A 26,610-nucleotide genomic window follows, 5' to 3' on the forward strand; every position below is an offset into this window, starting at 1 on the left:
AAACAAATATGTCACCCAAATGGAAACTTCGTAAAAACCTACCATCATATCGATTGGTGCAAACTGCACTTCCTGCCCAAAGTTTAGCTTATATATTAACGGTTATTTTTTTTCTCAGCGTTCTCATTTTGCTCTATGTTCCATGGCAACAAACCACTATGGGTTTTGGCCGGGTGGTGGCGTACGCCCCACTGGATCGCCAACAAGTAATTGAATCTCCAATTAGTGGACGAGTTGTTAAGTGGCATGTCCACGAAGGGACTCGTGTAAAAAAAGGAGACCCGATCATTGACATTTCAGACAATGATCCCAATTTTATCACTAGGATCCGAGAAGAAAGAAATGCACTTTTACAAAGACTCGAAGCTGCACGTTCCAGAGAAGATAACATCCGTTCTAGGATATTAAGTTTACGTTCGTCAAAGGGAAGTGCTGTGAGTGCAGCCGATTCACGTATGATGATGGCAAGGGACAGAGTCCGTGCCAGCGAACAAGCCGTAGATGCAGCTAAAGCTGCCTTAAAAACTGCAAATCTCAATTTAGACCGCCAAAAACAATTATGGGAAAAAGGTCTAACTTCCAAACGCACATTAGAGCTTGCAGAACTTGACCATACAAATGCGGAAACCGGTCTCGATCGTGCGAGAGCAACTTATGATGCCGCTGTCAAAGAGGAACGAGCGTTAAATAGTGATACAGGAAAGGTCCAACAAGATGCAGAAGCTTCCATCAATGATGCAAAAGCATCACTTGCGTCTGCACAATCTGAAGTTGCCAGAGTCTTAGAAGACCTTCCAAAATTAGAAGCCAGGTTATCAAGACAGGAAAACCAAGAAGTGTTTGCTCCAAGAGATGGAACCATCATGAGAATCCTTGTGAATCCAGACACACAACAAGTGAAAGAAGGTGATGGAGTTGCCATCCTTGTTCCCGATGCGGAAGACAAAGCTGTAGAATTATTTATTTCAGGGAATGATATTCCGTTAGTTGGTGAAGGAAGAAAAGTTCGATTACAATTCCAAGGGTATCCGGTTTTACAAATCAGTGGCTGGCCCGAAACTGCTGTTGGAACTTTTGGAGGAGTAGTCAAACTTGTGGATATCACAGACAATGGATCTGGAAATTTCCGTGTCCTTGTAGTACCTGATAATGAAGATCGTCAGTGGCCATCGAGTCGTTACTTAAGACAAGGGGTAAGAGCAAAAGGATGGATTTTTCTCAATCGTGTCAGTGTTGGTTATGAATTGTGGAGAAGATTCAATGATTTCCCTCCAAATTTACCAATGGATGATCCTGAAATGAAATCGTTGTTAGATGAGAATGGAGGAGGAGAAAAAACAAAATGAAAACGCTATTAAATCGATTTTTATTGGCGTTGTTATGCCCATTTGGGATGTTTTTTTCTTTTTTATTGGAAGCGGATCCAACAAAAGATCCTTTCGAATCCTTACATGGGCCCAATATTTATACACAAGACTATATCAACCAACAACCTGGAGTATTAACTCTTTCTGAACTATTAAGGTCGGTTGAGAAATCTTATCCACTTGTCCTAGCTGCTGAAAAACTTTTAACAGAAACAGAATACAATTATTTAGCGGCTGAAGGTGCCTTTGATTTACAATTCAAAGCTATGGGTACAACCAAACCAATTGGTTATTATACTAATAATGGAGCGGACACTGTGTTCGAAAAACCAACTCCACTTGGTGGGACATCTTTTTTTGCTGGATACCGCATAGGTCGTGGAAAATTTCCTGTTTATGACGGACGAAGAGAAACCAATGATTATGGAGAAGTAAGAGCTGGTGCTGTTGTTCCACTCATGAGAAACCGTGAGATAGATAAAAACAGGGCCGATCTCAGGAAAGCAGACATTGATCGTAAACTTGCTGAGTTATCAATCCAAAAGTTAAAAATTGAAGTAATCAAAGAAGCCACCAAACGTTATTGGAAATGGGTTGCAAGTGGCCAAGAATACTTAGTCAACAAAGACTTGTTAGAGATTGCAAAAAATAGACAAGAACAAATAACCCAGAGAATCAAGTTAGGTGATATTCCCAAAATGGAAGGTACAGAAAATGACCGTGCCATTTTACAAAGGGAATCACAATTTGTTTCTGCTGAACGTGAAATGCAAAAAGCAGCAATTGATTTGTCTTTATTCTTACGAGCTGCAGATGGGAATTTGATTTTACCAACCACAGACAGATTGCCCATAGGATTTCCAAAACCCATCGATTACAAAGGTCTTGAATTAGACAAAAGTATCAAAATTGCATGGAAGTTCCGACCAGAAATCCAAGACTATGAATTCAAACGAGAAAAAGCTCGAGTGGACCAAGACATGGGTTATAACTCACTTAAACCTCAAGTGGATTTGGTGGTAGCAGGATCTCAGGACTTAGGGCCAGGTTCAGTCACAAGGTCTAAACCAGAACTAGAAGCTTCACTCGTTTTGAATGTTCCCATCCAAACAAGAAGGCCTCGTGGGATGATTGGAGCAGCAGAAGCAAAAATTGCCCAACTTGACCAAGAATTACAATTCTCAAAAGACAAAATCAAAACCGAAGTACAAGACGCAATCTCAGAAGTGATTGCTTCAGCCAAACGAGTGAACGTCACACAAAATGAAGTAGAGCTTGCAAGAAAACTAGAAGAGATGGAGCGGGAACGTTTTGCTTTGGGAGATTCTACTCTTTTATTTGTGAATATTCGTGAACAGACAAGTGCAGAAGCAGCAGTACGTGAAATTAAGGCATTGTACGATCATCATGTCGCGGTTGCCAACTTCCAAGCGTCTACGGCATCTTTTTTGCAAAATTCTCCTTCTCCTTAGTCGTATTTCTTATGTAGAAAAAAAAACGACTTTCACATCTCGCTGAATTCCTAAAATTTTCCCTAAAGAAGGTATCTATGCACGGGGAAGAGTCACTTTTACAAGACATTGGTCTCAGTATTATATTTGCTACAGTTTTGAGTCATATTGCTCGCATTCTCAAACAACCGTTAATCCTAGGATACATTATTGGTGGTGCGATGCTTGGGAAAGAGATGGGATTCGAACTTGTTACCAACGAAGCAAGTATTGAACTCATTTCCGAAATTGGCCTCATCTTACTTCTTTTCATCATTGGACTAGAGATCAATCTTGCTGAACTCGCTAAAATGGGAAAGGCGATGTTCACACTCGGCATCTTACAATTCACTTTATCTGTTGCATTTGTTTATTCTGTATTTCCATTTTTTGGTCTTTCTATTGGTTCTGAAAAATTTGACCTTCTTTATATTGCTGTTGCCCTCTCCTTAAGTTCGACATTAATCGTTGTTAAGTTATTACAAGATAAGGTAGAGATCAACACTCTCTCAGGTAAATTAACCGTTGGGGTTTTGGTATTCCAAGACATCTGGGCTATTTTGTTTATGGGTGTACAACCTAACCTAAACAACCCTGAAATTTTAAAAATTCTATCTTCTGTTGGAATCATTGTATTACTGATTGCGTTTAGTTTTAGTGTCAGTCGTTATGTTTTAGCAAAATTATACAAAGCTTGTGCTAGTAGCCCCGAATTAATACTTCTAACATCAATTATGTGGTGTTTTTTGGTTTGTGGGATCGCTGGAGAAGCCGGTCTTTCCAAAGAAATGGGCGCCCTAGTTGCAGGTATGAGTATTGCAGCTTTTCCTTATGGTGCGGATGTGATTTCAAAACTGATTGGTATACGAGATTTTTTTGTGACACTATTTTTTGTGGCACTTGGCTTAAAAGTTCCGCTTCCCAGTTTAGAAGTGATTGGACTTTCTGCTGCGATTATAGCACTCATGTTATTTGTTAGGATGATCACCATTGCCCCAGTCATCATCAAACTGAACAAAGGTGTTAGGAATGGGTTTCTTACGGCACTAAATCTTGCTCAGATCTCTGAATTCTCGCTCGTAATTTTAGCATTAGGTGCTGGTTTCGAACACATCACTCCCAAACTACAAGCTGTCATTTTAACTTCGACAATCATCGCCTCTGTATTATCTACATATATCATTATGTTTAATCATAATATTGCTGCTACTTTCGAACGATTACTCGCTCGAGTGGGAATCTCTGACCAAACGGAAGACACTGGAAAGGAAGAGAAAGCAAGTCATGGTGGACACGGTGGTCATGGAGATGGAATGGTGCGAGACATTATCGTGCTTGGATACTTTCGGATTGCCCGCGCCTTTGTAGAATACTTAGAGGACTTATCACCATCGCTCATCAAACGGATCATCATTGCTGACTACAACCCTGCCTTCAAAGAAGAACTCACAAACAAAGGGTTCCAATGGGCTTATGCTGACCTTGCTCATCCCGATTCCTTATCTCATATCGGGCTTCATGATGCTTCGATGGTTATTTGTACCATCTCTGATTCTTTTCTCAAAGGAACAAATAACAACCGTTTGCTATCCACTCTTAGCAAATTAGCACCGAATGCAAAAATCATTTTGACAAGTGATGAACCTGGTGAAGCAAAAAAGTTAGTGGCCGACGGTGCGCAAAAAGTAATCATCCCAGGTGTGATCACAGGTGAATTTTTATATGAATACATTTCGCGAGGGATGCGAAATAACAACTAAGAGAATTGGAAGATAAAATGGAGTTTCAGAACCTTATCTGATTTTACTTCGAATTTCGCTGAGAAGATCAATTTGAATCGCTTGGATTTTCATCATTTTCGACCATTGGTCCAGTAAAAGATGATCCACTTTTTCATGTAAGGTTCTGATTTCAATTTCGGATTTTAGATTAATTTTGTAATCATTCTCTGAACGAATTCTATCCTTTAGTTCTTGTCTGTTTTGACTCATCATGATGATGGGTGCTTGAATTGCGGCAACACAGGATAAGATTAAATTTAACAAGATAAAAGGGTAAGGGTCAAAGACATTGAAATAGAGATAAAAACTATTCCCTAAAATCCAAAGGAATAAGACAGAAAAAAAAGCGATAATAAATTTCCAACTTCCACCAAAGGTAGCCACTTTATCCGAAATTTTTTCTCCAAATGTAGGTGCATCTGTTTTCAAAGAAGTATCAATTGTCAAAATTTCGTTATCATTAATACTTTTGATAACTTCTCTTTCTAGGTTTTCAATATTACCTTTTTCTTCTTCAACCAAATTGGTAATATACTTCATTCTAAATAGATTAAAATCATTTTTACAAATTCTACTTTGTTCATTCCAACCTGGAAAATCAGAATGAATCAATTCTACTATTTCGTCACCAATTCCAATGGCGCTGATCAATTGATTTTCTCGGAATGATTTTTGACACACAAAACAAATGTTATTTTCCATGGACTAAATCAGACCTTTCTCTTGGAACTCTCTTTTCACCACTTCTAAATCGGCAGGAGAATCCACACCCAAGTTGGCTTTCTCTGCAAGAAACACTCCTATCGTTCCACCATTTTGTAAGGCACGGAGTTGTTCCAAAGACTCAAAAGTTTCCCAATCAGAAGGAGGCAATTGGTTATAGGACATTAAAAAATCACGTTCATACGCATAGATACCAAGATGACGGTGGTATTTGGCATCACCTTTGAAGGAAGCAGGGATAGGTGAACGAGAAAAATAATTGGCTCTTGCGTTTCTGTTGAAGACCACCTTTACTTTATTAGGATCTTTGGGATCTTCTGTGGGAGAAAAAGGAACAGCAGCAGTAGTCATTTCCCAATTGCGGTGTTTGGTTTTTAAATTCACCACTCCATCAATGAGATCTGTTTCCATTCCAGGTTCATCCCCTTGGATGTTTACGATGATTCCGTAATTAGGAAAGTTTTCTGCGACTTCAATGATACGATCAGTTCCCGTTGGATGGTCGGGACTTGTGAGAACAGACTCACCTCCAAATCCTAAAACTACATCATGGATCCGTTTGTCATCTGTTGCTACCACCAAACGGTGGAAAGACTTCGATTTTGATGCATGGGTATAAGTCCACTGGATCATTGGTTTTGTGCCAATGAGGGCCAGTGGTTTTCCAGGAAATCGTGTACTCGCAAAACGAGCAGGAATCACACCGAGAATCTGGTCGGACATAGTCCTAGTTTACCAAAAACTCGGTAAAGTAAACCTCTTTGATTTTACCATTCGTCAAAATGTGGTTTAAGTGGGCTTTGATTTCCTCACGTAAATCCAATTGGTTCGTAATGGATTTTAAATCATCTTTTGTTTTACGAGCAATCACCAAGTTGATAATGTTTTGCATTTGAGCCACACGTGCTGCAAGTTCTGCAGAAAGTGCTGGTTGGCCGGATTCAAATCCAAGAGACATCTTTAACTTCACAAAGTGTGACTCTCCAACATCAGAAGTATTCACTCGGAACTCTTCCTGAAATGTGTAAACTTCCAAAGGAGGTGGAGCTTTCACAAGTGAGATATTCTTTTGTTGTTTGAACACACTTGTTGCTGTTTTCTGAGCAACAAACATCGATATTACGGTTACAATGATAATTCCAAAAATGGCCGCAGCGATGTACAATAACCATTTGACAATGGGGGACATCCCAGCAGAGGCGGAACTACCTTCGGCTAACCCACCTTCTTCTTCATCTACTTCACGGTCACCCATGTTAAAATTCTCCTTCTACATTTGTTTCAGTGTTCGGTAAACGAGTGTCAGGTAGTCCATATTTACTTTCTCCTGGTCCTCGTTTTGTAGACTTCTCAGTTAAAATGATGATATCCACTCTTCTGTTAAAAGCCTTTGCTTCTGGTGTACCTTCATTTTCCAACACAAGAGGTCTGTAGGATCCAAAGCTCACTGCTTGGAACCAACTAGGCTCAATTTCTTCTGCATTGATCATAAACACAGTGGCGTTCACTGCCCTTGCTCCCGCCAAATCCCAGTTATTGATATATTCTCTTTCTTCACGACCAGGTCGACTCACTGGATTCACAGCATCATCATCACTATGCCCTTCCACGCGAACAAATCGTTCTAGTCCTTTGATAAGACCTGCAGCTTTTCTTAATGTTTCTCGAATCGCCGGTGTTAAAATTGCTGACCCTGGATAAAAATAATCAGCACCTACAAGTGAAATTACAAGGCCTCTTTCGTTTTCCGAAATCCGAACCTTTCCTGCTTCTACTTCTGGTTTGAAAACTTCTTGTGCATCTTTTTTAGATTTGGATAGGTTACGACCTACCACTTGGGATGGCAAAGATTCAATTTGCATTCCCATCTCTTCCAAAGATCCTTTTGATAATGTTTGTCCACCTGTGAAAAATCCTGTGGTGGATTTAAATGCCGAGAGAATGATTTGCATTTCCTTTGCATCTGTTTTCCCTGTTGTATACAAAAGGATAAAGAAACAAAGGAGAAGTGTCACCATGTCCCCGTAAGTTGCCATGAACTCGGGAACTTTTTGGATACACTCAGGACATTTTTCTTTTTTCGCCATGGCTAAGGATTAATCTCCATCATCTTTTAAGGCAACACGTTCTGCTGGAGTTAAGAAACTCGCAAGTTTCTCTTTTACAATCCTTGGGTTATCACCTGATTGGATTGATAGTGTTCCCTCTACCATTACTTGTTTGATCACAAGTTCATCTTCTGATCTACGTGTGAGTTTTCTTACTACCGGTGCTGCGAATAAGTTCTGAGCAAGAGATCCGTATAATGTTGTAATAAGAGCTGTCGCCATACCTTGTCCAATGGCACTCGCATCCCCACCACCTAAGTTCTTTAACATCCCCACAAGACCCACAAGGGTCCCAAGCATTCCGAAGCCTGGCGCAAAACCAGCGTAGGCATCCCACCAACCACGGCCATACGCATGACGTGAAGCAGTGTTTCCAATTTCGGTTTCCATGATGTTACGGACAAGTTCGGGATCCGTTCCATCCACTACGAGTTGGATTCCTTTCTTTAAAAATTCTTCCGGTAATTCGTTGATATCATCTTCTAAGGCAAGTAAACCTTCTCGACGAGCTTTTTCAGAGAAACTAACAAGTGTCGTGATGAGTCCAGGTAAATCTGAAGGTGGATTTTGAAATGCCTTTTTGGTCACCGCACCCACACCAATGGTGGATGTCCAAGGAAATGAAATGATCGTGGCAGCAGCAGCCCCACCAAATGTAATCATTACCGAGGGAATATCAATAAGGTCTGTTAATGCAAGACCCCCTGAAACAACCCCTAATAACATCAAGGCCGCTCCTAGGGCCAAACCAATGACTGTAGCTATATCCATTTCTTATGTTTCCTCAGGCCTTCTATCACTCACTCGAGGTAGGTTGTGGATTCTTGTTTGGTAAGTGATTACCTTTTCCACAACATCCGCAACAGACTCTTGTACAATGAATTTCTTTTCATTCACAAGAGTGATGATCGTATCTGGATTGGCTTCAATTGTCTCAATCAAATCTGCATTGAGAACAAATTCAGCCCCTTTGAGTCGGTGTAAAATGACCAAGAGATCCCCCTTCAGAGATTTCTATTTATGTCTATCGACTACCTTTCGAATTTCGCTTACGAATTTTTCTTCCGTAAATCGATTGATGGAATTTTGGAAATCCCAACGTTTAAATTGGATTTTTTCGGCCCGCTTGATGGCGTCGTTTAAGGATTTTACGGTCTGTTCTTCAAAAAAGACACCTGTTTTGCCATCTTTTACCGACTCGAGAGCCCCACCTTTACCATAGGCGATGACAGGAGTGGCGTAGGCCTGAGATTCCACTGGTGTGATCCCAAAGTCTTCCATCCCTGGAAAGATAAACCCACGTGCTTTTTTATAGAGTTCAACCACTTCCTGACGAGGTAACCCTTTTTTCCAAAGGATGTTTTTCGGAAGATTTTTCGTGAGATTCCCTTCTTCTTGCCCCCCACCCACAAGGATGAGTGGTTTTCCATTTTCACGGAAGGCTTCGATGGCTAAGTCAATTTTTTTATAAGGAGCAAAGGCAGATACCATCAGATAATAATCATCTTTGGAATTATCATGCACTCGAAAGTCTTGGGGCAAACATGGTGGATAAATGATTTTATAATCACGCCTATAATACTTTTGTATTCGTCTTCCCACAAAATGAGAGTTACATGTAAAATAATCCACTCGGTTTGCTGAGGCGGCATCCCAAGTGCGTAGGTAATTGGCTATTGATTGTAATAGGAAAAATTTAAAACCCTTCCTTGCCGGAAAATAATCATAATACATATCCCAAACATAACGCATGGGACTATGAACATAACTCAAATGAAATGTATCTGGGTGAGGGATCACACCTTTTGCAACACAGTGAGAAGAACTGATCACAACATCATACCCTTTTAGGTCCAATGTTTCAATCGCAGTTGGAAATAATGGCAAATAATATCTGTAGTACTTTTCTTTGAACGGTAAATTGTTAGTGAAAGCTGTTGTGATCTTTCGATTTTCAATTCTTGCGTTGAGTTTACCTTTTGAGTAAAAAAGACTAAACAAATCTGCTTCTGGATAGGCTTTTAACATACTATCGAGGACAACTTCTCCTCCTCGCATTCCAGTGAGCCAGTCATGTATAATTGCAACTTTCATTATTCTTGTGGTCCAATCCTTCTTCCCGTAATCGGCGTCGTACGGCCGTAATACGATGCTGTAATTAAAAATGGTATAGGCATGGTATTCTCTAAATTTCTAGAACTTTCCATATACCTTCTACCTTCTTTTCCGATGGTTTCTGCGTCTTTGATCGTAGCAAGTAACTCATCATACATCTCAGTACTTCCAATGATTTTGGGAATTGTACCTTCTGTTTGGTTTAATTTATCGGTGATGGACCGAAAATCCAATGTGATTTGTCTGAGGTCAGAACGATTTTCTTCCATCGTGGCAGAAGTTGCTTTGAAAAAATCATCGAAATACCTTGCAGAGGGTAAGTAATCAGGAGATTTTTCCCCTTCACGAAATGTGGGTTTAAAAAAGGCACGTTTCCCATCGGAACTACCTGGGTTGATATTGATGATCCTTCCTGAAAATAATGTCACAGTTTGGAAATCCACTTCATAATTATCCCAAAGGGTAAGTGGGTCTTCGAGTGCAATGTGTAATTCGATCGCATGATCCATGTTATGGTCAAGGAACCGCCTGTCTGGAACATCCATCAGTGGCCTAGAATCAATATGAGCAACATACCCTTTTTGAATCCCAAGGATTCTAACTTCTGTCCCTTCTTTGATTCCATCAATACGTGAATAAAATAACGAAAGTCGGTAAGGGTATTTTTTAGTGGGCCTGTCTGGTTGGATGACAGTCGTAAAAAATGCAAAAACTAAAATCGAAAAAAAAATGATACCAGTGATGGTTTCGTTATTTAATTTTTTTGATTTCACGGGGGACTCAAAGTACTTTCCCTCAAAAGAAAGAGTTGGCAAGCAGATTTTCCGTGAGTGAATGGGATGAGATGAAAGCTGTCACCATCCTCAAATACGATGAAATCGAACCACAATTGGAACTCCGCGAAAAAGAAATTCCTACACCGAAAGAAAACGAAGTTAGGATCAAAATCCACCTCTCTCCCATCAATCCATCGGATTTGATGTTCATTCGTGGTTTGTATGGATTCAAAAAAAAAGCACCTGTCTCTGCAGGATTTGAAGCCAGTGGAACCGTCGACGCAGTAGGAAGTGCCATCAAAACATTAAAAGTTGGTATGGCTGTTTCCTGTGTAGCCCCTCAAAATGATGGGTCTTGGGCTGAGTATATGATCACAACGGAAGACAACTGTTTACCGTTAGTGGATGGTGTCACACTCGACGAAGGTTCTAGTTTTTTTGTAAACCCAATGACTGCTTGGGCGATGGTATCTCGATGCCAAAAAGAAGGACACCAAGCAATGATCCAAACGGCAGCTGCAAGTGCCCTTGGCAAAATGGTGGTTCGCCTTTGTAAAGAGAAAGGAATTCCACTCATCAACATCGTGCGAAAAAAAGAACAAGAAGATACCTTAACTGAAATTGGTGCGGAACATATTTTAAATTCCAGTTCACCTAATTACCAAAAGGAATTATTCAAACTTTCCAAAAAACTAAACGCAACATATGCCATTGATGCAGTCGCTGGGGAAACAGCACAATCCTTAGTGGAATGTATGCCATATGGTGCAAAAATAGTTTGTTATGGTGCCTTGTCTGAAAAACCATTTTCTGTGAACTCAGGGATCATTCTTTTCCAAAACAAAAAAATTGAAGGTTTTTGGTTGTCTTCATGGATTTATGAAATTGGATTGGAAGAGTTTCAGAAACAAGCAAAGGAAGCGCAAAAATACTTAAAGACTGTTTTCCAAACAAAAATCAACAAACGATTTAAGTTTGAAGAATACAAAGAAGGTTTAGAATTTTATAAACAACATATGACCGATGGGAAGGTAGTGTTTGGTCCGTAACGTTGTAAAACAATTTGGAATCTATTTTTTTATATCATTGGTATTCATCAATTGTATCAGTGATACAAAAAAAAATTTAGAAAGTCTAAAGGCGTGTAAGTTTGATTTGGTGGACGTTCGTGTCGAATTAAAACCAAATCCTAGTTTTCCATTGATACCTCTTCTTGATTTGTACCCCCAAGTATCTGTTACAAATCCTAATCCTACAAAAGTCAGCATTTACGAATTCGATTTGGATATCTCACTCGTAACAAACCAAGGCAAAGAATATATTGGAAAACTCCAAAACCAAACTCCAGTGGAAGTAGAACCAAATTCAGAAACACTTGTTGTTTTAAAACTAGTTCCTGAACAAAAAGGTTCCCTCCTTCCCAAATTACTTTTGTTAGCAAAACAATTGGGAGAGGCTGCAAAAAAAGGGGAAGAAGCAGAGTTTGAAATTTATGGAACCGTACAGATAGATAGTGTATTTGGAAAATTACCAGTCCCTGTTCGGGAAGTCTCTCGGATCAAACTGAAACGATGAACCAAAAACTTCTCTCGATTATTCTTTTCGTTAACTTCACTTTGGTGTTCTCTAGTTGTATCCAACAACGAGATGATTTATTTTATTCTGCGCAAGAAGGGAACCAAAAGATTTTTGAAAAGTATACTTTAAAAAACTCAGCATGTGGTTCTAATAAATTACCTGGAGCACTTGCTTTAGGTAGAGTCAAAATCGACGATGCAAATCTTTGTTTTAGAGCCATTGAACTCACAACTTGCCCTGCTTGGAATACCGAAGGGTACACTCCCGATTCTTGTAAGGCGATTGGAACAAGTTTTCGTTAACTATGTGGCGTTATTTATTTGATTTATCAACTGCAGAAATGTTTCTTTTCGCAGCATTGGGACTCGCCGGTGTTTTTTTACTTTTATTTGGAAAACTTAGAAAAAAAGAATCAGCCTCCAATCAAAAATCAAAATCCAACTCCACTCCTTTAGAAAACAATAGAAATTCCGATGGAAAATCCAAAAAGGATTCCAAATCACCAAAAGATAACAATTTAAAGGTGATGGAAATTTTTGATTATAATGGTACAAAAATCCTGCACCAAGACGGAGCTTATACAGTCAATGACCAAGGTGTTGTTACCAATTATATGAATTGGAATCTCTTACCATCAAAATATCAAAAGATGGTTAAGGAACTCGACAATCGTTCGTTAGGGGAAAAGGGACAGGATTATTTTTTGGAAATGATTAACGGTTTTTATTATGTATCCCTGCCAGGAGGAAAAAAGAAGAGATACGACTCGATCCAAAGTATCCCGGCAGACATACGCAAACGATTGGGTGTTTAATTTTATCTTACGTCGAAAGTACTTCTACTTTCTTTTTTCTTTTGATCTCTTGTTTTTGTTTTCGAACATGTGCCATTTCTTCTTTTTTAAGACGATCTCTTTGAATGCCTTCTTCAATCACTTTTTTAGGCGGTTTTTTTAAGTCCCAAACAATCCCAAACCAACTTAATACTTTTAGAATGTAATAAGTAATATCAATTTCATACCAATAAAAACCTTGGTTCACCGACGAACAGTAGTAATGGTGGTTATTGTGCCAACCTTCACCCATTGTGAGTAGTGCCAACCAAACATTGTTTTTACTTGTGTCTCTAGACTCAAAGCGAACCGACCCATACACGTGAGAAAGTGAATTGATGGTCCAAGTGGCATGGCCTAAGATAAAAGTGGATACAGCATAACCATATACAAGCCAAGCCCAACCACCAACCGCATACAATAGAATTGCATAGGTAAGAGGAGGGATCCAGTGGTTCCGATCAAGCCAACGTAATTCTGGGTATTTATAAAAATCGGGGATCAGTTTGGCTTCATAATCATTGTAATCATCTCTTAAAAACCAAAACATATGGGAATACCAAAATCCTTTCCGGCTAGGGGAGTGGATGTCTTTTTCGGTATCAGAATACTTGTGGTGGTTTCTGTGGTGAGCTGCCCACCACAAAGCACCTTTTTGCATTGACATGGACCCGATCCAAGCAAGGACAAATTGGAAAACACGGGATGTCTTAAACGATGCGTGGGAAAAATAACGATGGTAAGCACCTGTGATTCCGAACATACGAAGGAAATAAGAACCAACCGCAACCCAAACGAGAGTCCAGGAAAACGGGACGGTAAATACCGTTAAGACAGTCGCTTGGACGAGAAAAAATAAAATGAGGAAAAGTAAAGGTGCCTGTTCTTTGACAACAGGTTCCACCGAAGAAGATGCAGAATTCATTCAATAACCTATACTTATTGGAGTCTTTCCAAAGGGTTTGGTTGCAAAAAAATTCATTCTACTTGATTCCCGATTTGCCTCTCCTACCCTGTCCATAAACCCATGTCATCGAAAATCGTTGTCCAAAAATACGGTGGAACCTCTGTTGGTGACACCACCAAAATTAAAAATGTGGCCAAACGCATCAAACGTTACCACGACGAAGGCCAAAAGGTTGCTGTTGTTGTTTCTGCAATGGGACATACTACAGACGAACTGGTGGACCTTGCTGATCAAATTTCGAAAAACCCCCCAAAACGGGAAATGGATATGTTACTTTCTACTGGGGAACAAGTATCCATTGCCTTACTTGCCATTGCTCTCAATGAATTAGGAGTTCCTGCACAATCGTTTACAGGTTCTCAATTAAAAATTTTAACAGATGGAAACTTTTCCAATGGTAAAATTGAAATGATCGATCGCTCCAGAATCGACGAAGCCTTTAACAAAGGAAAGGTGGTAATCGTTGCTGGTTTCCAAGGAATCGATAAAGACGAAAACATTGTCACCTTAGGACGAGGTGGAAGTGATACCTCCGCTGTGGCTCTCGCTGCAGCCCTCGGTGCAGACGAATGTGAAATTTATACTGACGTAGATGGGGTTTATACAGCTGACCCAAGAAAAATCCCAACTGCCAAAATGCACAAACAAATCACTTATGAAGAAATGTTGGAACTAGCAAGTTTAGGAGCTGGTGTCCTACATTCACGAAGTGTGGAATTAGGGATGAACTATAACGTGGTCATCCACGTTCGATCAAGTTTCCATGACAAACCGGGAACATTAGTAATGAGTGAGGATAAAATTATGGAAAAAATGAAAGTGAGTGGAGTAACAGCAAAAAGTGACCAAGCGCGTGTTACGATTGCGGATGTAAAAGACAAACCAGGAATTGCTGCTGATCTTTTCACTCAACTATCCAACAAAGATGTCATCGTAGATGTCATTGTACAATCCTCACCAAGAGATGGAATCAATACCATTTCCTTTACAATTGCAAAAAAAGACATTGGTGCGACAAAACCAATCATAGAAGCCTATGCCAAAGAACATGGAAACGGTAAGGCAGAAATCGATGAAAATATTTCGATTGTTTCTGCAGTCGGTGTTGGAATGAAATCACATGTTGGAGTGGCTGCAAAAATGTTCCAATCGCTCGCAGAAAAAAACATCAACATCGAAATGATTTCCACATCTGAGATTAAAATCTCTTGTGTCATCAAACAAAACCAAGCGGAAGATGCAGTAAAAGCTTTACACACTACCTTTATTGGGTAGATTTATGACCGTATGCAAAAAAGAATTCGAATCTCGCGTAACTTCGTTTTAGTTTTTGCAGGGGTTGTTTGTTTTGCTCTCGCTGTTCCTACAAAACCTCTCAACTCCTATGAATCACTCAATGCAGTTCTAGCCATTGTTGGTCCAAAATCCATATCCACTTTGGATTATGAAGAAGGTGTAGAGCGGTATAAAAACCTTTCTCGATTTTTCCCGAATTACCGCAAAAAAGGTTCTCTCCATTCGCAGGTGATCGACTTTCTCATTGATCGGGCTGTGGTTGATATTGTTGCTGAAGAAGAATCAATCCAAGTCAATGAAAAACGAATCGAAGCAGAAATTCAAAAAAGAATGGATGCTCAAGGAATTAGTGACTTAGAACAATTTAAAAAATCGGTTCAAAACCAATTTAATTTACCGTATGACATTTGGTTGGATGACCTCCCATACCAAATCAAAAAAGGACAACTTCTACAAATTAAAGTAAGTCCTCCACTTCCTTCAGAACAAGAAGTTCAATCATGGTATAACAAAAACAAGTCGAAGGTTGGAAATGAATTTAAGTTTCGTGAGCTTGTTTTTTCACCAGCCAATGGTTCTATTGAAGAAGAATCTCGTTTGTTTAACGAACTTACTGAAATTAGAAACAAATCTATAAATGACCCTTCTTTTTTTAAGCTTGTCGCATCAGGTCCAAGAAATGAATCGCGTTACCGATTGAATGGAGGACTTGTTAACTGGGTACCTACATTTGAATTGTACAAAACCCAACCATCCACTGCTTCTGTGTTAGCACAAGTTGGTGGCCAAGGTAAATTCTCTGAAGTATTCCGCGATGATAGAAAACGATACTGTTTAGTTTATATTGAAGGAATGAGACCAACACCTCTCGATGCTGTCAGGAAAGGGATCCAGGGATTTTTATTTCGTGAAAAGGAACAAACATCTTTTGAAGAATGGGTTGTTGTCACTCGCAAAAATATGGCAATCACGATCTTCGATCCTATTTACATCAAAGAACATAATATAAATAATCCAGAAGAAAAGTACAATTCAGATTAATGATCAATCGCAAAGAATACAATCCAAGTTTTGCAGTTGTTTATTTAGACACCCAAACACTTTCATTTTTAGAATCTAATTTTGATCTCAAATTATTTGAAACATTTGTTTTCAAACTTCACAAAGTGTTTCCCAACTTAAATCTCCATATAAATGTGAATGATTCCGTAAAATCAAAGTTAATTGGTTCAAAATATGTAAATTCATTTGTTTTTTACGAACCAAACATATCAGAGATTGAATTCTTCAAACGATTTGGAAGTTTATTACCAGAATCAATTTTTAAAGATCCTGAATGGGACGAAGTTTGTTTTTTATATTTTACTGGAATTTCACCTCTACTCGATACATCGTTAACTGAAAAAATTTGGAATCGCCATAAAAACTTTTTTTCGCAGTATTCTTATTCGGAAAACATTCCACCTGGCCTAATTCCAACTGTGATCACTAGAGAATTTTTGAGTTCATTACCAAACCAACTAACTACCGATATTCATTCATTTTTTCTAAAGAATATCAATCAATATGATGTAGATATTTTTTTCCAATCTCCTGATTTAAGACAATTACGTTTGGATTTTCGTTATCATTCGGTTCGATCCAATATTCTTATTGATGGATTACTTTCTATTTCAGATGAAATTCCTTACGAAAATTTACACTCCACTTTAAAACAAAATCCTGAATTATTTCGCAGTTCCCCATCCTATATGGAATGGGAAATTTATAAAGGATGTGAACTGTCCTGCGTATTTTGTCCCCGAGAGTTTATTGATAAATCAAATGATGGAAGTTTTGTTCCACTCGCTACTGTAAAAACAATGGTTTCAAAATTTCAAAAGGAATTAACATCTCCTATCACCATCAGTTTATCAGGAAATGGGGAACCACTTTTACACCCTGAGTTTACGACAATTATAAAGGAAATCCTTACTCTTCCCCAACTCAAAGAACTTATCATTGAAACAGCCTTATACAAGAATGTTGATGTTTTGGTTTCGCTCATCCAAGAACTGGATCAAACAAACAAAGAAAAACTTTGTATCATCGCCAATCTTAGTACCTTAAAAGAAGAAACATACCAAACATTATATGGCAAAAAAGGACTAACTACTGTTTTAGAATCTGTGGATACACTTTCTAAACTGTTACCAAAAAATTCTTTATATGTGCAAATGATCAAGATGAAAGAAGTAGAGGATGAAATCGATCCTTACTTTACTTCATTTGAAAAAAAAGGAATCAACATCATTTTACAAAAATACAATCGTTTTGCCAATCAACTACCAGAACGAAGAGTCAGTGACCTTACACCAATTCATAGAGACTTTTGTTGGCATTTAACACGTGATTTGAATGTATCTGTAACAGGTGATGTGTCGATTTGTAAACAAAATCAATCTAAAATCATTGGAAATCTGTACACGGAATCCTTATCTGAAATTTGGAAAAAAGGCCAGGAATCTTTTCACCATAGTTTTAATGGTGAACATGACAAAATTCCTGCTCCTTGTTTGAATTGTGATGAGTGGTATACATTCAACGCATGATAGTTTTGCCTTCATTCAGGCAAGACTAGGTTCTACACGATTTCCGAAAAAAATATTAAAATCAATTCCTGAGGACTCGGGAGTCACATTTTTAGATCATATCCATCGCCGATTATCAACTGTATTTGCACACGACCAAATCATCTTTCTCATCCCAGAATCAGATGATGAATCCATTCAATTTCTTAACTCTAGAGGATATCATTATTTTTGTGGATCTGAATTGGATGTTAGGGATCGATTCCGTAAAGCGGCAAAACATTACGGTGCAAAACATATTTTTCGACTAACGGCCGATAATCCATTCGTGGATATCAATTCAATTCGTTATTTATATGAAGCAATTTTAGAAATTAAAGACACATATTATAGTTTGTCAATGAGTGGTTTACCACTTGGAATGGGTGTAGAATGTTTTTCAACGGCTTCATTGTGTTATGATACAGAAGATACTCAATTGGAACGACATAAAGAACATGTTTCTTTACACATTAAGGAATTCCCAGAAATTCACAAACAATATCGACTTTCCCCACCACATTTACAACCACTAGACATCTTTCGAAGATTACAAAACGGTGAAATATCAAATCTCAGGATCACGGTTGATGAGAAAAAAGATTTTGAAATGATCTGTCAAATTTGGAATCATTTAGGAGAAACGAATCCTTTTTTTGGAGCAGAAGAAGTATTACAATTGTATGATTCCAATCCAAATTTTTTTCAATTGAATGCAAATGTCGAACAAGTTGTTTTCACACTACCCAAAACGGAAAAAATCAAAAAAAGGGTGAATGTTTTGTATGGAAATCCGCTTCAATTTGGATACGGGCACTTCGAACGTTGTAAATCCTTATCAATTTATTTACAACTGAATGGTTATGATGTTCAACTCATAGATTCCTTTATAGAAGAAGAATCAAACATTCCCTATATTTTTGATACAAGGGAAATCGAATATCCAGTTCAAAATGCTTTTTATATCGATAACCTGAACCATCCACCGAACACAACTGATACTACTTTTTTTCTCCCACATCCTTCCATTCCTAGTTCGAATGAAAATTCACTTTCCTACTATAGTTCACCCTTATCTGAACTCATATCTACGATTCCGGAATCATCTGGAAAATTATTGGTCTATGCAGGGCAATTGAATGAAACCGAATCAACACAGATTGATGAATATGTATTAAAGTTCCACCAATCAAAGAATCAAGAGATTCCACGTTTCCATACCATCATACGCATTGGTGGAAAAAAACCAAATGATTCAAACATAAATTACCAACCCAGAATTTCGTATTCGGAATTCCTCAGAGAAATTGATTCTTCAGAATGGATTTGCACATATTTTGGTCAAACGATGATCGAAGGAATGGCAAAATTCAAAAAGGTATGTTTAATTGGAATATCTGAAATCCATGAAACTCTCGGTTTATTTGCTGAAAAAGAACTAGGAGTTCCGTACATTGGTTCGTTATCCAAGCTAAATCAAATCGATCATTTTCCTAACAAAACGGACTCAAAGAAAATCAATTTAGTTCGCGATGCTCATACAAAAATTCTAAGCTGGTTAAATTCCATTGATTAAACACGATATGAAAATAAAACATAAGTTCATCTTCATCCTATTCATCTTTGTAACATTTCAATATAACCTAATTGCTGATGCAGAGGATCAGGAATCGATCGAAATCAACGCAAAAATTGAAATCGAAAAGGTAAGTCGAAATATCATCAATGCTTTGCGTTATGGAAAATTTGGATTAGCAGATGCAGAGTGGAAAAAAATCCAATCAGAAGTATACAAATCATATGCTGAGTACGATTATTTGAACGGAAGTTTGTTATATTCAAGAATGGAATGGCAAGAGGCCAAAGAAAGTTTAAATCGAACTCTAAAAAAAGAACCGAATCATGAAGCAGCAAGTTTCTTACTCGGTATGATTTATGCGCAAGAGGATAGTTGGTCTGAAGCAAAGGAAACTTGGTTAGAAACAAACCAAATTTCACCCTATAATCCTTTTTATCATTATAACTTAGGATTAGCGTACTACATTTTAAAAGATTACAATAATGCCATTACTTCTCTCAGCAAATCTTTGGAATACAAAGCCAATTATAATGAAGCAAAACTTATTTTAGCTAAAACCTATTTGGAACTTAACCAAGTAGAAAAAGCAAAAGCAGAACTCACTGCTATTTTAGAACAAGATCCAAAACATATGTTGGCATCTCATCTAATGGGACGAGTGGTGTATTTACTCGAAAAAGATCCAAAAAAATCTCTTACTTATTTAAAAAACCCAAGGGCATTGGGTTGGAGAGAAAAAAAGGTATACGCTCGTTGTTATTTTGAAATGAGAAAATGGAGAGAAGCGGAGAATTTACTCAGACCAATCGCTTATTCTCCGTTTGCTGACGAATACGACCAAAGTTTTTATTTAAATTTACTTCTTAATTTAGGATTTGATGAAAGGGCCAACGACTTTTTTCATTTCATCCAAAAACAATCTCAAAACGAATCGAAAATTGCAGAAGCGTACAGAATGTTACTCTCTTCCCGCGAAGGAAAAGATTTACTCTATCACTACTTTAAATTGAGATATTAGATTACGAAACAACGATATCGGTTTTGGCTTGGGTGTATTTCCACTCCACTGCCACACGAATCAATTTTTCGTTTTCTGTGATGCTAAGTTTGGATTTGATTCGGGAACGTAAGGTTTCAATTGTAGAAGGTGCAAGTCCCATATTGGCTGCAATTTCCTTCACAGGCATGCCTTCTCCAATCATAAGAAATACTTCCAACTCTCGATTGGACAATCGATCAATTGGATCCTTTTCGTCTTTTTGAGAAGCACGGTATAAATGCCCAAGTAGTCTTGTCGCTTGGGAAGAACTTACAAAATAATCACCTTTTAGTACGGTGTGAATTGCTTCTACAATTTGTGTAGTTGTGTCTTCTTTGAACACGTAACCCATTGCACCTAATTTGAATGCACGATCCACAAAGGTATCGTCCGTCAACATACTGATGATGATGACGGCAATATTTGGAAACGTTGTTCGAAGTTTCTTCAGAAGTTGCAATCCGTTTTGGTTTTGTTTGAGTTGGATATCAATCAAAACAAGTGTAGGTTGCATTTGTTCTATATCGTTAAAGGCTTTTTCAATATTATCTGCACTTCCAATACACGCTAAATCATCAGATTTAGCGATTAGGTTTTGTAATGCATCTACTACAAGAGGATGGTCATCAACGATATAGACTTGTTTTTTCATAACTTCCGGCTCTAAGATTCTTTTAACGCTGCAATCATCTCTTGCGTAGCTTTTTTACCATCACCAAACAACATCAAACAGTTGTCAGCAATGAAGAGTGGATTGGGAACTCCCGCAAATCCAGCACTCAAACTTCTTTTGATCACAACGACTGTTTTTGCATTTCCAACATCCAAGATCGGCATACCAGCAATTGGTGATTTTGGATCTGTTTTTGCAAGTGGGTTCGTTACGTCATTAGCGCCATTAACGATTACAACATCAACATTTTCGAAAGTACTATTGATCTCGTCCATCTCTTTCAATCGATCATAAGGAATATCTGCTTCAGCCAGTAATACGTTCATATGACCAGGCATACGACCTGCAACTGGATGGATCGCAAAAGTAACATCGATTCCACGAGCTGTTAAGAGTTGGTATAAATCTCTTACTGCATGTTGTGCTTGTGCCACAGCCATACCATAACCTGGAACAATTACGACACTTCTTGCAACATCAAGTAACATTGCCACTTCTTCTGCACTCGTTGATTTGACTTTACCTGAGTAAAAATCGCCATCATCTTTCATTTCTGTAGCGACAGCCCCGAATCCTCCAAAGAGAACATTCGTCAAACTTCGGTTCATCGCTTTACACATGATTTGTGTTAGAATGATTCCAGATGCTCCTACGAGTGATCCTGAAATGATCAGTACATTATTATTGAGAACAAATCCTGTTGCAGATGCCGCGATCCCTGAGTATGAGTTGAGGAGGGAAATCACAACTGGCATGTCGGCTCCACCAATTGGAATTACTAGGAAAATTCCAAGAAGTAAACTTACACCACTTAAGATCCAATAAATAGACTCATCTGTTGGCTCTATACAACCATACACACCAAGTCCAACTGCAGTGAGTCCAACTAAGATTTTAACAAGTTGGTCACCTGGGTAACGAACTGCTTTTTCTGTAATAAAACCTTGTAACTTCCCGAAGGCGATAAAACTTCCTGAGAAAGTAATTCCTCCTACGATAGCAGAGAAAACAATCGAAACGATTTCCTGGTAATTCACTGCTGTCTCATATTTTGGAATCGACAATTGTAATGCAGCACCAGCTACAAAAACAGATGCGATACCACCAAATCCATTGAGAACGGCCACAAGCTGAGGCATCGCAGTCATTTGGATTTTGATAGCGAGGATAATTCCAATTACAGATCCAATGAGAACACCAACAGCGATCCATTCATAAGAAAGTATTTCCCTGTCGAAAAGTGTTGCTACAACTGCGATGAACATCCCCAGTGCACCGAGTAAATTTCCCCGAGAGGCGGTCTTTGGATGTGCTAATTGTTTGATACCAATGATGAATAGGATGGAAGCGATCAGGTAGGATAAATTTAAAATGCTAATGAGTTCCATTATTTCGGTGCATCCTTTTTCTTAAACATGCCAAGCATTCTATGTGTAACGAGAAATCCGCCCACAACGTTGATGGTAGCAAAAATAACAGAGAGTAAGCCCAAAATTTTGGTGATATTGCTCTCTTGGATTCCAGCAGCATATAATGCACCGATGAGGGTGATGCCGGAAATGGCGTTAGAACCCGACATAAGTGGGGTGTGGAGGATGGGAGGGATTTTTGTGATGATTTCAAATCCCACGAAGATCGCTAAAACGAAAATCGTGACGGCTGTAACAAATATTTCCATAAACTAGTAGTAGTTATGGAAAAAATGGCCATTTTGGAAACAATATTTTCGGGAATTTTACGTAAACTAAGGCCTCTTCCTCAAATTTGAAGCCTAATTCCTAAGAAATGAATGTGATTCCTGAATCGAAAATAGAAACAAACTCACTTTTTTCGCAGCACCAAGGCGAAATTTTCCAGGTATAAACTAGGCTAAACTTGGATTTATCTTAAATGACCCCTCATTGACTGAATCTTGTTTAGAAACTTTAATTAACGAATCCACGCAAAATATAAAGGTTCAAAAAATACAAATGCAAACAGTTGTTATATGATCTTTTCTGAGGCCAAAATTTAATTTAATTAATATTAGTTGGTTACAATAAGAAACCTCAGTTCAATGGTTTTACCTCTTATAACATTGATTTGATGGATTTTACATCAATTTGTAGCGGCCTTTGCTAAGTTTTCAAATCATCAAAGAACAAATATTTCTATCGTATTTTTTATCTCAGTCGCTTGGAGAAAAAATATTTATGGAATTCCCTAAAATATATTGACCGGTTTTTGAAAATAGCCGACTCTAGTCGATAATCTTTTGGACAAAACCCTTAATTTGGAGAATGTTTTTGCAAAAATTGAAATACATATCTATTTTTTGTTTAGATGTAAATCTAACCATTGTTAGCTTATTTTGCTTCTTACTTATGTCTTGTGAAGCCAATAACACTGACAATACGACCGCAGCTAGTGCATTTGCACTCGTTGCAAATAACAGTTCTACTAAAGACGCCACCTCAAACACTTCTGATAGTTCTTGTACTGGTAATGGCCCTTGCAAAATGTTTGTTCCCGCTAACCAACTGAATCTTGGGATTAATCTCGGTATCAGTGGTTTAGACAATCATTGCAATAATGCCTCAGATAAACCTTCTGGTGGTGGTACATACAAAGCAATGGTGACAACTGGAAACAGTAGGAGGGCATGTTCGACAGCAAATTGTTCTGGTGGAACATCAGAACATATCAATTGGGTATTAAAACCCAATAAAGAGTATAGACGATTCGATGGAACTACTGTTGTGGGAACTACCAATGCAAATGGTATTTTTACGTTTCCTTTAACGAATTCACCTTATCATGTTGTCAACTTTACAGACAATATTGTGACAGGGATGAATTCAGACTGGACAAATAGTTCTGACGACTGTTCGGGTTGGTCAGGAAATACTCAAAGTTTTGCTGGTGGGGGGTATAATAATACTAGTTCGAACTTAATAAATAAGGGAATTTATGGCTGTACAACCACGACAAGGGCGCTTTGCGTGGAACAATGATGATCGTGAACGATGGTTTTGTGATCAGAGGATCGCAGAATCATTGTTTTATTCCTGTTAGATGACTATCAAAAATCTTACCAGACGAATGAATGCAATTACCAAGAACACTTATCATGGTGTTATAACTTTGAGAAGTAACCTTACAAAGGAGATCTTAAATGAAAATTTTTAAAAACATAGCAATTTCTTTTTTCAAATCAAATGTAATCATAGTTAGCTTAATTTTATTCACACTCATTTCGTGCGAAACTAATAACACTGACAATACAATCGCAACGAGTGCACTTGCAATCGTTGCTAATAACAGTTCTACTTCTAGTAGTGCAACACCTTCTTGTGCAACAACAGGAACTTGTAAAATATTCATTACAAATTCAACGGCTCCTGTAACTGCAGGTGTTTCTGGCATTGATGCGCACTGTAATAATGCTACAAACAAACCTTCAGGTGGAGGGACTTACAAAGCTTTGGTAACTGATGGAACCTCCAGAAGAGCTTGTACTTCAGCAAATTGCACAACTGGTGGGACTTCTGAACATATCGATTGGGTTCTCAAACCAAACCAACAATACAAAAGAAAGGATGGAACCACAGTGATTGGAACCACCAATGCAAATGGTCTTTTTCCTATTCCACTGACCAATTCAATGGAACCAAATTTACTAAATTCTTCCAATTATGTGATTACAGGAATCAATGCCGACTGGATCAATAGCAATGATTGTGAAAATTGGACGACCAGAGCTCCAGCTACATCACCAAATGGACTCTTTGGAAAACATCAAGAAACAGATATGCGTGCTTTTGCGTTTGCTGGTACAACATGCGCTGACCTAGAAGATTTCTATAATGCGAAAGCCATTTGTGTAGAACAATAAGCTTTTTTCTATTTCTCAAACACCAACGATTTGTTAGCGTTTTGTTTTGACAAAACCAAGGGAACCACTAATCTTTTTGGTGGTTCCTAAGATGAAATTCTATTTCTTTCTTTTCCTTTTTTTATACCAATGCCAAATTAGTTGGTACCACACTCGAGTTTCAAAAGACAAAGGAATTGAAATCCCAATTTCTGAAAGTGAATCGGTTTTTGAAAGAAACGGTGTTTCTTGTTTTATCTCAAGTATCCCATTCCAAATGGAATTTGAAAATTCACAGACCAATTTGGTATCTGATAAACAAATCGATTTCCAATTCATTGAGAACATTCGAACGAATTTAAAACTCAAAAATACAAATTCAAGACACATCAAACAAATATACGGAATTCCTAATTCTTGGCCGTATCTAAAAGAGTTGGAATCGTTTCGTTCAATCAAATCATTCGAACGATTCAAACAACTTGAGAACTTAAATGGTAATCCTAATGATAGAAAGACTTTGTACAAATATGCGGAAATTGTGGATGGTGACACATTTTTTTATACAAATGAACAAACAAACTTAAACAATGAAATCAAAAACTGTGACACATACTACCAATTCAATTATGCAAAAAAAGAAATCGATGACATTAACTCACTTTTATTTGTATTCACTTTAGGTGTCATTCCAGCTTTACAATATGAAAATCACTATTTTGTTCTCTCTAAAAGAAAATCTTTAGAACCGAATCCAGAAATCACAACTTACAAATACGGATTTAGAAAAGTGATCTCTTGGTTTTTTTTGCCAACATTCAATCTTTTTAATGAAGTTGTCTCTTATAACCAAGATTATAGATTTTTTGATCATTCCAAAGACCAGTTTTTAGATTCGTTAGAAAACAAATACAGCCAACCATTACCAATCAAATATTTGAATCCAGTGTATGGAGATATAAGAGGGAATGTCTATAAATCTGACTCAGGGTTATTTGAAACAATGATTCCTGTCGATGTTAGATTTGCAGTTTTAAGAGATGGAAAAGAAAAAGTAAGTTTTTATGATCCAATCCATGGATTATTCAAAATCCAAGCCATCAAAGTAGATAAAAAAATCGAGACAGATGTGAGTTCTAATGGAATTGAATCTACTTTGAAAAGTTTCATTAAAATAAAGTTAGTTGATAAAATCCAAAAACAATTCCCACAATCTAGTATCAAAAAAGAAATATTCACACCTGATTACCGTAACGGAACTTATACTTTTATCCTAGAAATAGATAAACCTGAAGTAGGATTAGAAAATTCTAATAAAGAATTGTTTATCTTCTCTTGTTTTAAATTGCAAGACCGAATCTTCATCCTTTCAAAATCATTACCGAATGCATTCAATGAACCGATTTCACAACAACTAGCAGAATCAGAAATCATCAGTTTTTATGCGAACACCAAATTCCGTTCAAAATACAAAGAACCCAAACCAATCAACTTGGAAGTTAGTATGAATGATGCAAAAGGTAAATCATTAACGGATGTAGAAGATGAAAATGACGAAGAGGAAGAAGATGATGATGAGGAAGATGAAGAAGAGGAGGAATTACCTGGATCCATTGCTTCTAGTGAAATTGATTTAGATGGATTATTTTCTCTTTTAAAAGCAAGAACCTATATTCCAAAAGGAAAACTAGATATCAAACCTGGTCGTTTTAAATTCAACCAAGCCAGGATACATTCTCCCAAAATCACACGTTCTAAATTCCATATCAAACCAGGACGAAGTAAAAATTTTTCGAGGCCGGCCAAATGGAGAAGGTAGGTTCC

27 protein-coding genes are annotated in these 26,610 nt (G+C 37.8%); 15 read left to right on the plus strand and 12 right to left on the minus strand.

The window, feature by feature from the left end:
- Positions 1–8 precede the first annotated feature (8 nt).
- The 3 genes from DI076_RS12785 to DI076_RS12795 all read left to right on the plus strand — a co-directional run bounded on the left by DI076_RS12785 (position 9) and on the right by DI076_RS12795 (position 4,617).
- Positions 9–1,346 (plus strand): HlyD family secretion protein, encoded by a 1,338-nt coding sequence (locus DI076_RS12785; protein WP_174705079.1) that lies wholly within the window; start codon positions 9–11, stop codon positions 1,344–1,346.
- Positions 1,343–2,839, plus strand: a complete 1,497-nt coding sequence (locus DI076_RS12790) for a TolC family protein (protein ID WP_108960205.1) — start codon at positions 1,343–1,345, stop codon at positions 2,837–2,839. The genes DI076_RS12785 and DI076_RS12790 overlap by 4 nt, the downstream gene beginning before the upstream one ends.
- Positions 2,840–2,916: 77 nt before the next feature.
- A complete protein-coding gene (locus DI076_RS12795; RefSeq protein WP_108960206.1) occupies positions 2,917–4,617 on the plus strand; it encodes a cation:proton antiporter in 1,701 nt (566 codons plus the stop codon).
- Positions 4,618–4,650: 33 nt separating this feature from the next.
- Here DI076_RS12795 and DI076_RS12800 read toward each other — a convergent pair whose 3' ends face one another.
- Genes DI076_RS12800 through DI076_RS12835 form a run of 8 tightly spaced genes read right to left on the minus strand, consistent with a single transcriptional unit; the run spans position 4,651 to position 10,357 of the window.
- Positions 4,651–5,319 carry a DUF1003 domain-containing protein gene (locus DI076_RS12800; protein ID WP_245918418.1) on the minus strand — a complete coding sequence of 223 codons (669 nt, stop codon included), beginning with the start codon at positions 5,317–5,319 and terminating at the stop codon, positions 4,651–4,653.
- A 24-nt stretch (positions 5,320–5,343) separates the two neighbouring features.
- Positions 5,344–6,084 (minus strand): 3-deoxy-manno-octulosonate cytidylyltransferase, encoded by a 741-nt coding sequence (kdsB, locus tag DI076_RS12805; protein ID WP_108960208.1) that lies wholly within the window; start codon positions 6,082–6,084, stop codon positions 5,344–5,346.
- A 4-nt stretch (positions 6,085–6,088) separates the two neighbouring features.
- Positions 6,089–6,616 carry a flagellar basal body-associated FliL family protein gene (locus tag DI076_RS12810; protein ID WP_002972703.1) on the minus strand — a complete coding sequence of 176 codons (528 nt, stop codon included), beginning with the start codon at positions 6,614–6,616 and terminating at the stop codon, positions 6,089–6,091.
- 1 nt (position 6,617) lies between these two features.
- The gene (gene motB, locus DI076_RS12815) at positions 6,618–7,448 is read right to left on the minus strand and encodes a flagellar motor protein MotB (RefSeq protein WP_108960209.1); all 831 of its coding nucleotides are present in this window, start codon (positions 7,446–7,448) and stop codon (positions 6,618–6,620) included.
- 9 nt (positions 7,449–7,457) lie between these two features.
- Complete coding sequence (locus DI076_RS12820) at positions 7,458–8,240, minus strand: motility protein A (protein WP_100725513.1); 783 nt, start codon at positions 8,238–8,240, stop codon at positions 7,458–7,460.
- Between the two features lie 3 nt (positions 8,241–8,243).
- Positions 8,244–8,462 carry a flagellar FlbD family protein gene (locus tag DI076_RS12825; RefSeq protein WP_100719985.1) on the minus strand — a complete coding sequence of 73 codons (219 nt, stop codon included), beginning with the start codon at positions 8,460–8,462 and terminating at the stop codon, positions 8,244–8,246.
- Positions 8,463–8,483: 21 nt separating this feature from the next.
- Positions 8,484–9,563: a glycosyltransferase gene (locus DI076_RS12830; protein WP_108960210.1), complete on the minus strand. Its 1,080-nt coding sequence runs from the start codon at positions 9,561–9,563 to the stop codon at positions 8,484–8,486.
- Positions 9,563–10,357 (minus strand): MlaD family protein, encoded by a 795-nt coding sequence (locus tag DI076_RS12835; protein ID WP_108960960.1) that lies wholly within the window; start codon positions 10,355–10,357, stop codon positions 9,563–9,565. The genes DI076_RS12830 and DI076_RS12835 overlap by 1 nt, the downstream gene beginning before the upstream one ends.
- Before the next feature lie 53 nt (positions 10,358–10,410).
- Here DI076_RS12835 and DI076_RS12840 point away from each other — a divergent pair, with 53 nt between their 5' ends.
- Genes DI076_RS12840 through DI076_RS12855 form a run of 4 tightly spaced genes read left to right on the plus strand, consistent with a single transcriptional unit; the run spans position 10,411 to position 12,752 of the window.
- A complete protein-coding gene (locus DI076_RS12840; protein ID WP_108960211.1) occupies positions 10,411–11,409 on the plus strand; it encodes a zinc-binding dehydrogenase in 999 nt (332 codons plus the stop codon).
- The gene (locus tag DI076_RS12845; RefSeq protein WP_108960212.1) at positions 11,399–11,935 is read left to right on the plus strand and encodes an LEA type 2 family protein; all 537 of its coding nucleotides are present in this window, start codon (positions 11,399–11,401) and stop codon (positions 11,933–11,935) included. Before DI076_RS12840 ends, DI076_RS12845 begins: the two co-directional genes overlap by 11 nt.
- Positions 11,932–12,240 carry an LIC13255 family lipoprotein gene (locus DI076_RS12850; RefSeq protein WP_108960213.1) on the plus strand — a complete coding sequence of 103 codons (309 nt, stop codon included), beginning with the start codon at positions 11,932–11,934 and terminating at the stop codon, positions 12,238–12,240. The genes DI076_RS12845 and DI076_RS12850 overlap by 4 nt, the downstream gene beginning before the upstream one ends.
- Positions 12,241–12,242: 2 nt before the next feature.
- The gene (locus DI076_RS12855) at positions 12,243–12,752 is read left to right on the plus strand and encodes a hypothetical protein (protein ID WP_108960214.1); all 510 of its coding nucleotides are present in this window, start codon (positions 12,243–12,245) and stop codon (positions 12,750–12,752) included.
- Between the two features lie 7 nt (positions 12,753–12,759).
- On the opposite strand, the gene DI076_RS12860 is transcribed toward DI076_RS12855, so the two are convergent.
- The gene (locus DI076_RS12860; protein ID WP_108960215.1) at positions 12,760–13,695 is read right to left on the minus strand and encodes an acyl-CoA desaturase; all 936 of its coding nucleotides are present in this window, start codon (positions 13,693–13,695) and stop codon (positions 12,760–12,762) included.
- A gap of 102 nt (positions 13,696–13,797) precedes the next feature.
- Between DI076_RS12860 and DI076_RS12865 the strand changes: the two genes are divergently transcribed.
- The 5 genes from DI076_RS12865 to DI076_RS12885 are packed head-to-tail and all read left to right on the plus strand — an operon-like array spanning position 13,798 to position 20,239.
- The gene (locus DI076_RS12865; protein WP_108960216.1) at positions 13,798–15,012 is read left to right on the plus strand and encodes an aspartate kinase; all 1,215 of its coding nucleotides are present in this window, start codon (positions 13,798–13,800) and stop codon (positions 15,010–15,012) included.
- A gap of 12 nt (positions 15,013–15,024) precedes the next feature.
- Positions 15,025–16,074, plus strand: a complete 1,050-nt coding sequence (locus DI076_RS12870; protein ID WP_108960217.1) for a putative peptidyl-prolyl cis-trans isomerase — start codon at positions 15,025–15,027, stop codon at positions 16,072–16,074.
- Positions 16,074–17,624: a spiro-SPASM protein gene (locus DI076_RS12875; protein ID WP_108960218.1), complete on the plus strand. Its 1,551-nt coding sequence runs from the start codon at positions 16,074–16,076 to the stop codon at positions 17,622–17,624. Before DI076_RS12870 ends, DI076_RS12875 begins: the two co-directional genes overlap by 1 nt.
- Positions 17,599–19,218, plus strand: coding sequence for a cytidylyltransferase domain-containing protein (locus DI076_RS12880; protein ID WP_108960219.1), 1,620 nt, complete (start codon positions 17,599–17,601; stop codon positions 19,216–19,218). Before DI076_RS12875 ends, DI076_RS12880 begins: the two co-directional genes overlap by 26 nt.
- 7 nt (positions 19,219–19,225) lie before the next feature.
- Positions 19,226–20,239 (plus strand): tetratricopeptide repeat protein, encoded by a 1,014-nt coding sequence (locus tag DI076_RS12885; protein ID WP_108960961.1) that lies wholly within the window; start codon positions 19,226–19,228, stop codon positions 20,237–20,239.
- A 1-nt stretch (position 20,240) separates the two neighbouring features.
- On the opposite strand, the gene DI076_RS12890 is transcribed toward DI076_RS12885, so the two are convergent.
- Genes DI076_RS12890 through DI076_RS12900 form a run of 3 tightly spaced genes read right to left on the minus strand, consistent with a single transcriptional unit; the run spans position 20,241 to position 22,611 of the window.
- Positions 20,241–20,912 carry a response regulator transcription factor gene (locus tag DI076_RS12890; protein ID WP_108960220.1) on the minus strand — a complete coding sequence of 224 codons (672 nt, stop codon included), beginning with the start codon at positions 20,910–20,912 and terminating at the stop codon, positions 20,241–20,243.
- A gap of 11 nt (positions 20,913–20,923) precedes the next feature.
- The gene (locus tag DI076_RS12895) at positions 20,924–22,321 is read right to left on the minus strand and encodes an NAD(P)(+) transhydrogenase (Re/Si-specific) subunit beta (protein WP_108960221.1); all 1,398 of its coding nucleotides are present in this window, start codon (positions 22,319–22,321) and stop codon (positions 20,924–20,926) included.
- Positions 22,321–22,611: an NAD(P) transhydrogenase subunit alpha part 2 gene (locus tag DI076_RS12900; protein ID WP_035983036.1), complete on the minus strand. Its 291-nt coding sequence runs from the start codon at positions 22,609–22,611 to the stop codon at positions 22,321–22,323. The genes DI076_RS12895 and DI076_RS12900 overlap by 1 nt, the downstream gene beginning before the upstream one ends.
- Positions 22,612–23,431: 820 nt before the next feature.
- Here DI076_RS12900 and DI076_RS12910 point away from each other — a divergent pair.
- From DI076_RS12910 to DI076_RS20160, 3 genes are all read left to right on the plus strand, one after another.
- Entirely contained in the window at positions 23,432–23,926 is a 495-nt protein-coding gene (locus tag DI076_RS12910; protein ID WP_100719971.1) for a DUF1554 domain-containing protein, read from the plus strand.
- 161 nt (positions 23,927–24,087) lie between these two features.
- Complete coding sequence (locus DI076_RS12915; protein WP_108960223.1) at positions 24,088–24,807, plus strand: DUF1554 domain-containing protein; 720 nt, start codon at positions 24,088–24,090, stop codon at positions 24,805–24,807.
- Between the two features lie 91 nt (positions 24,808–24,898).
- Complete coding sequence (locus tag DI076_RS20160; protein ID WP_167396532.1) at positions 24,899–26,605, plus strand: hypothetical protein; 1,707 nt, start codon at positions 24,899–24,901, stop codon at positions 26,603–26,605.
- Positions 26,606–26,610 lie beyond the last annotated feature (5 nt).

Source organism: Leptospira ellinghausenii (genome assembly GCF_003114815.1).
In the GTDB taxonomy this organism is placed as follows: Bacteria; Spirochaetota; Leptospiria; order Leptospirales; family Leptospiraceae; genus Leptospira_A; species Leptospira_A ellinghausenii.